The organism is Brevirhabdus sp. (assembly GCF_052826345.1).
Window position 1 is genome coordinate 1 of the sequence record NZ_JBRBUA010000001.1, and the last position, 6,272, is coordinate 6,272.

The following is a 6,272-nucleotide window of genomic DNA, read 5'->3' on the forward strand; positions in this document are numbered from 1 at the left end:
GCGCCTTGGCCGTGGCGCGATCATCGGCGCGGTGACGATGGTGACCAACGATGTCATCCCCTACGGGCTGGTCCAGGCCCCGCGCGGCGAGCTTGACGGGCTGAACCTGGTCGGGCTGAAGCGCAAGGGCGTCGCCCGCTCCGACATCACCGCGTTGCGCGCGGCCTATCAGGCGCTCGCGCAGGGCGAGGGCGCCTTCGCAGAGCGCGCGCGCCGCATCAACGCGGAAACCGACAGCGACTACGTGAAGGAAGTGACCGGCTTCGTGATGGAGGCGAGCGACCGGTCGTTCCTGACGCCGAAATGACCGCGCCCCGGCTGGCCGTGATCGCGGGCGACGGACTGCTGCCGGAACTGGTGCTGCGTGCCGCCGGACCGGATACGGTTCTGGTACGGCTGGAAGGCGGCGCCGGGGGCGCGGCCGCCTCAGGCGGGGACGACTTGGACGCGGCGCATCGCGTGACTGCGCGGGTCGAGCAGCTAGGCGCCCTGTTCGATGCGCTGCGCGGCCATGACGTGCGCCAGGTGGTGATGGCGGGTGCGATGCAGCGCCCGCGCGTCGATCCGGTGCTGCTGGATGCCACCACCGCGAAAATCATGCCCGATCTGATGGCCGCGATGGCGGGGGGCGATGATGCCTTGTTGCGCATGGTCATCGGGATCTTCGAGCGGCAGGGGTTCGCCGTGCGCGGCGCGCATGAGATCGTGGCGGATCTGACCCTGCCCAACGGCCGGTTGTGCGGCCCGGCCCCGAGCGAGGGCGAGCGGCGCGATGCCGCGCGCGGCCGCTCCATCCTGTCGGCGCTGGGACCGGCCGATGTGGGGCAGGGCGCCGTGGTGGCAGGCGGGCTGTGTCTGGGGCTGGAAACCGCGCAGGGCACGGATGCGATGCTGGAATTTGTGGCCGAAACCCGTGGGCAGGTGGCGCGCGCGTCGGGAGGGGTCTTCGTCAAACGGGCCAAGCCGGGGCAGGATCTGCGGGTGGACATGCCCGCGATCGGGCCGCTCACCGTGGAGGCGGCAGTGCGCGCCGGGTTGCGCGGGATCTGCATCCAGACCGGCGCGGTGCTGGTTCTGGACCGTGCGAAGGTGCTTGCCCGCGCCGACGAGGCCGGGGTGGCGATCTGGGCGGAACCGTGAGCCGCCGGTTCTTTCTGCTGGCGGGCGAGACCTCGGGCGATCATCTGGGGGCCGCGCTGATGGCCGGGCTGAAGACGCTTGATCCCGGTGTCAAGTTCCACGGCGTCGGCGGTGTGCGGATGCAGGCCGAGGGGCTGGAAAGTCTTTTCCCGATGAGCGAGCTGAGCGTCATGGGCATCGCCGAGGTGTTGCCGCGCTACCGGATGCTCAAACGCCGGATCGACGAGAGCGCGCGGGCGGTGCTGTCGCATGATCTCGATGCGCTGATCACCATCGACAGCCCGGATTTCAACCTGCGTGTCGCGCGGCGCGTGCGCGCGCGATCCCGCCTGCGCATGGTGCATTACGTGGCGCCGTCGGTCTGGGCGTGGCGTGCGGGGCGTGCGCAGCGGATGGCGCAGACGATTGACCAGGTGCTGGGGCTGTTTCCCTTCGACGAGGCGCCGATGCGCGCGGCGGGGATGCGCTGCGATTTCGTGGGCCACCCCATCGCCGCGCATCCCCCCGTGGATGCCCGGACCGTGCGCGAACGGCGCGCCGCGCTGGGACTCGCGCCCGATCAGACCGCGCTGCTGGTGCTGCCGGGGTCGCGACAGGGCGAGATTTCGCGCCTGGGGCCGGTCTTCGCGCAGACCCTGCGCCAGATGCACGCGGTACGCGGGGATGTGCGGGCGATCGTGCCCGCGGCCCCCGGTCGGCTCGAACAGGTGCGCGCCAGCCTGGGCGATCTGCCCGGACACCCGATCATTCTGCCGACGGAAGGACAGGGCGCGCCGGACAAGCGGCAGCTTTTCGCCGCCGCCGACCTGGCGCTCGCCGCGTCGGGCACCGTGTCGCTGGAACTGGCTGCGGCGCGGGTGCCGACCGTCATCGCCTATGACATGAACTGGCTGAGCTGGCAGATCATCAGTCGCATGGTCAAGGTCGACACCGTCACCTTGGTCAATCTGATCGCCGAAAGCCGCACGATCCCGGAATTTCTGGGCCCCGAGTGCCGCCCCGAGCGCATCGCCCCGGCGCTGACCGCGCTGATCGACGACGGCACGGCGCGCGCGGCGCAGATCGAGGCGATGGATCTGGCGATGACCCGGCTGGGTGCGGGCGGCCCGCCCCCGGGCCTGCGCGCCGCGCGGGCGGTGCTGGACGGGCTTGACGACGCGGGCGGATCGGGCGGGTGGCGGCCGGGCGCCCCGGCCAGCAGCTCAGGCTGAGCAGCTCGCCCCGCCCAGCACGCAGAATTTCGCACAATGCGGATGGTTCAGCTTCACCGGGCGTTCGGCCTCGGCCAATGTCGTGCCCAACTCGAAGCGCGCGTCATAGGGCAGCAGCGTGCAGGCCAGAACGGCGGGCGCCGCCGCGCCCCGGCGTTTGACCACCATGCGCGAGGAGGCGCACATCACCGCATCGGGTGACTTGTCGAGGATGCCCCAGCAGGCCGTCGTGATTTCGGGCACATCCACCTGCTCGTCCATTTCCGGGAAAAGGACGGTCGCGGCCGGGTCCCGCGCGTCGATGTCGAAACCGTGCCGCGCGAACAGCCGAGCATAGCCCGCGCGGCTCTCGACATCGCTTTCGCCCCAGACGGTGCGGCCCGCAACGCTCATCGCGATGCCTTGGTCGCGCAGCCAGATCATGCCCTCGATCGTGCGCTTGAAACTGTCGGCGCCGCGCTCCGTGTCGTGCAGCTCCTGCGACCAGTGATCGACGGAGATGCGCAGGCTCATCCGGTCGCCGAAATCGCGCTGCAACGCCCTCAGCCCCGCCTGCACCGTCTTGCGCATCATCGGGCGCATCGCATTGGTCAGGATCAACACCTCATAGCCGCGCGCCAGACAGCGGCGGGCCATCTCGATCATCTGCGGGTTCATGAAGGGTTCGCCCCCGGTGAAGCCGATTTCACGCACCGGCCATTCGCGCTGGTCGAGCTGGTCGAGGTAATCCTCGACCTCATCGGCGGTGATATAGGCAAGCCGGTCGTTGGTCGGCGAGCTTTCGATGTAGCAGTTCGCGCAAGCGATGTTGCACAGGGTGCCGGTGTTGAACCAGAGCGTCTGGGGACGGGTCAAGGCGACCTCGGCCCGCGGCTCGCCCTTGGCGGTGACATCGGGGTCGGAGAACTTTTGCGTGGGCGGACAGGCCTTTTGAAAGTCGTCTTTCACGTCATTTTTCCCTTCGGTTTCAGAACCCATACCCGCAGGAACCTTTCGCTTAAACCCCCGGCGACGCTTGTGACGGAACTGTGAAAGAAGCTTGAGTGCGCGTGCGTGCGGGCTAGACTTGCGGGAGGCGGATAGGTAACACGGCGGCGTTAGCGCAAACAATTTTACTAACGACTGGAAAAATCCCATGGTCTCGCGCGTAATCCCTGTAGATGTTTTCGATCTGGTGGTCTTTGGCGGCACCGGCGATCTGGCACGTCGCAAGATCATCCCCGCGCTTTATCGGCGCTTTCGCGCCGGCCAGATGATCGAGGGCAGCCGTGTCATCGGGTCCGCGCGATCCGATTTCGACACCGAGAGCTACCGCGCCTTCGTGGCCGAGGCGATCGACGAATTCATCGCCGATCATGCCTCCGAGACGGTCGCGGCCTTCCTGAAATCGGTCCATTTCGTCAAGCTCGACGCCACCGGCAAGGAGGGCTGGGCGGATCTGGCCAAGCTGATGCGCAAGGACGTGGTGCAGGCGTTCTATTTTTCGGTCGCGCCCTCGCTTTTCGGTGCCCTGGCCGAGCGGCTCGAAAGCCACAAGATCGCGACGGCCGACAGCCGCATCGTGGTCGAAAAGCCCTTCGGGCGCGATCTTGCCTCCGCGAAGGAGCTGAACGCGACGCTGGAGGCCCATTTCGACGAACACCAGATTTACCGCATCGATCACTATCTGGGCAAGGAAACGGTGCAGAACCTGATGGCCGTGCGGTTCGGCAACGTGCTGTTCGAGCCGCTGTGGAACGCGCTGTTCGTCGACCATGTGCAGATCACCGTGGCCGAAACGGTGGGCGTCGGCGGGCGCGGGGCCTATTACGACCGCTCGGGCGCGATGCGCGATATGGTGCAGAACCACCTGATGCAGCTGCTGTGCCTGATCGCGATGGAACCGCCCGCGCGGTTCGAACCCGATGCGGTGCGCGACGAAAAGCTCAAGGTCATCCGCGCGCTGGACCCGGTGCGACACGACCAGATCGTGCGCGGCCAGTACAAGGCGGATGGCGAGCAGCAGGGCTATCTCGAAGATGTCGAGCACCCCGACAGCCTGACCGAAAGCTTCATCGCGCTGAAGGTGCATGTGTCGAACTGGCGCTGGAAGGGCACGCCCTTCTACCTGCGGACCGGCAAGCGGCTGAAAGCGCGGATGAGCGAGATCGTCGTCGCCTTCAAACCCACGCCGCATTCGATCTTCGACGAGGAGGCGGGCAGCAAGACCAATGTTCTGACGATCCGCCTGCAACCCAATGAGGGGATCAACCTGCGGGTGACCATCAAGGAACCGGGGCCGGGGGGGATGCGTCTGGTCGATGTGCCGCTGGATATGACCTTTGCCGATGCGCTGGGGCCGGTGGCGCGTGAAATTCCCGACGCCTATGAGCGGCTGATCATGGATGTGATAAGGGGAAACCAGACGCTGTTCATGCGCGGCGATGAGGTCGAGGCCGCCTGGGCCTGGACCGACCCGATCATAGAAAGCTGGACATCGCGTGGGTCCAGGCCGCATCCCTATGATCCTGGAACGACCGGACCGGAGGATTCGCTGATGCTGTTGCATCGTGACGGTCGCCGCTGGAGGGAGATCGAAGACTATGGAACTGATTGAATACCCTGACCGGGAAATGATGATGATGCGCGTGGCCGACACGCTCGCCTCGGGCTTGCGCGGATTTCTGCGGCGCGAGGAACGGGCGACTTTCTGCGTGCCGGGGGGAACGACGCCGGGGCCGGTCTTCGACGTGCTGAGCGGGCTGAAACTGGATTGGTCCCGGGTCGATGTCGTGCTGAACGACGAACGCTGGGTCGATGAGAGGTCCGAGCGTTCCAATACACGGCTGCTCAGGGCGCGCCTGCTGCGCGACTATGCGGGGGCCGCCAATTTGCTGCCGCTCTGGGCCGAGGGCGATGCGCCCGAGGACCGGCTGGAGGAGCTTTCCGCCGCGATCGAGCCGCATCTGCCGATTTCGGTCCTTTTGCTGGGGATGGGCGACGATATGCACACGGCATCGCTCTTTCCGGGCGCCGACCGGCTGAGTGACGCGCTGGCGGACGATGCGCCCGTCCTGATGGCGATGCGGGCGCCCGGTGCGCAGGAGCCGCGGATCACGCTGACCGCGCGGGTTCTGAAAGCCGCGCTCAGCACGCATCTGTTGATCGTGGGCGATGCCAAGCGCGAGGCCTTGGAACGTGCGCGCAAACTGCCGGTCGAGGACGCGCCGATCCGCGCGCTTCTGGCCGAGGCCACGGTGCATTGGGCGGCATGAGCATGGATATCTGGGCCGAGTTGCAGGAGCTGGCGCGCGAAGCAGGCGATCGTTCCATCGCGGGGCTGTTTTCCGACGCGAACCGCGCGGAGGCTTTTTCCGCCAGGGCCTGTGGTCTGCTGTTCGACTATTCCAAGACGACAGTGGATGCCCATGCGCTGGACCGTCTGCTGGCGCTGGCGCAAGAGAGAGACGTGCCCGCCCGGCGCGACGCGATGTTCGCGGGCGCACGCATCAACGAGACCGAAAACCGCGCCGTATTGCACACCGCGCTGCGCAATCTGGCAGGCACGCCGGTGATGGTGGACGGCGCCGATGTCATGCCGGAGGTGTTGCGCACGCTGGAGCGGATGGAAGCCTTCGCCCACAAGCTGCGGCATGGCGGCATCGCCGGGTTGGGCGGCAGTTTCACTGATATCGTGAATATCGGGATCGGCGGGTCCGACCTGGGCCCCGCGATGGTCACGCGCGCGCTGTCGCCCTGGCACGACGGGCCGCGGCTGCATTTCGTCTCGAACGTCGACGGCGCCCATATTTCCGACACGCTGGCGGGGCTGGACCCGACCCGCACGATGGTGATCGTGGCCTCCAAGACCTTCACCACCATCGAGACGATGACCAACGCGCACACCGCCCGCGCATGGATGGCGCGGGAGGTCGAAAACCC

The 6,272-nt window shown here is 67.1% G+C and carries 5 protein-coding genes and 2 pseudogenes; 6 read left to right on the top strand and 1 reads right to left on the bottom strand.

The annotated features are described in order from the left end of the window. The 3 genes and pseudogenes from ACU0BR_RS00005 to lpxB form a co-directional block, all read left to right on the top strand. Positions 1-307, top strand: a pseudogene (locus ACU0BR_RS00005) (acyl-ACP--UDP-N-acetylglucosamine O-acyltransferase); the annotation flags it as partial. Beyond that, a complete protein-coding gene (locus ACU0BR_RS00010) occupies positions 304-1,140 on the top strand; it encodes an LpxI family protein (protein ID WP_446154783.1) in 837 nt (278 codons plus the stop codon). The pseudogene ACU0BR_RS00005 and the gene ACU0BR_RS00010, both read left to right, overlap by 4 nt. Continuing rightward, positions 1,137-2,351, top strand: coding sequence for a lipid-A-disaccharide synthase (gene lpxB, locus ACU0BR_RS00015; protein WP_446154784.1), 1,215 nt, complete (start codon positions 1,137-1,139; stop codon positions 2,349-2,351). The genes ACU0BR_RS00010 and lpxB overlap by 4 nt, the downstream gene beginning before the upstream one ends. Here lpxB and ACU0BR_RS00020 read toward each other — a convergent pair. Further along, positions 2,343-3,299: a radical SAM protein gene (locus tag ACU0BR_RS00020; RefSeq protein WP_446154785.1), complete on the bottom strand. Its 957-nt coding sequence runs from the start codon at positions 3,297-3,299 to the stop codon at positions 2,343-2,345. The genes lpxB and ACU0BR_RS00020 overlap by 9 nt on opposite strands. Before the next feature lie 187 nt (positions 3,300-3,486). Between ACU0BR_RS00020 and zwf the strand changes: the two genes are divergently transcribed. From zwf to ACU0BR_RS00035, 3 genes and pseudogenes are all read left to right on the top strand, one after another. Further along, positions 3,487-4,947, top strand: coding sequence for a glucose-6-phosphate dehydrogenase (zwf, locus tag ACU0BR_RS00025; RefSeq protein ID WP_446154786.1), 1,461 nt, complete (start codon positions 3,487-3,489; stop codon positions 4,945-4,947). After that, the gene (gene pgl / locus ACU0BR_RS00030; protein WP_446154787.1) at positions 4,934-5,605 is read left to right on the top strand and encodes a 6-phosphogluconolactonase; all 672 of its coding nucleotides are present in this window, start codon (positions 4,934-4,936) and stop codon (positions 5,603-5,605) included. The genes zwf and pgl overlap by 14 nt, the downstream gene beginning before the upstream one ends. 2 nt (positions 5,606-5,607) lie before the next feature. Next, a pseudogene (locus ACU0BR_RS00035) lies at positions 5,608-6,272 on the top strand (glucose-6-phosphate isomerase); the annotation flags it as partial.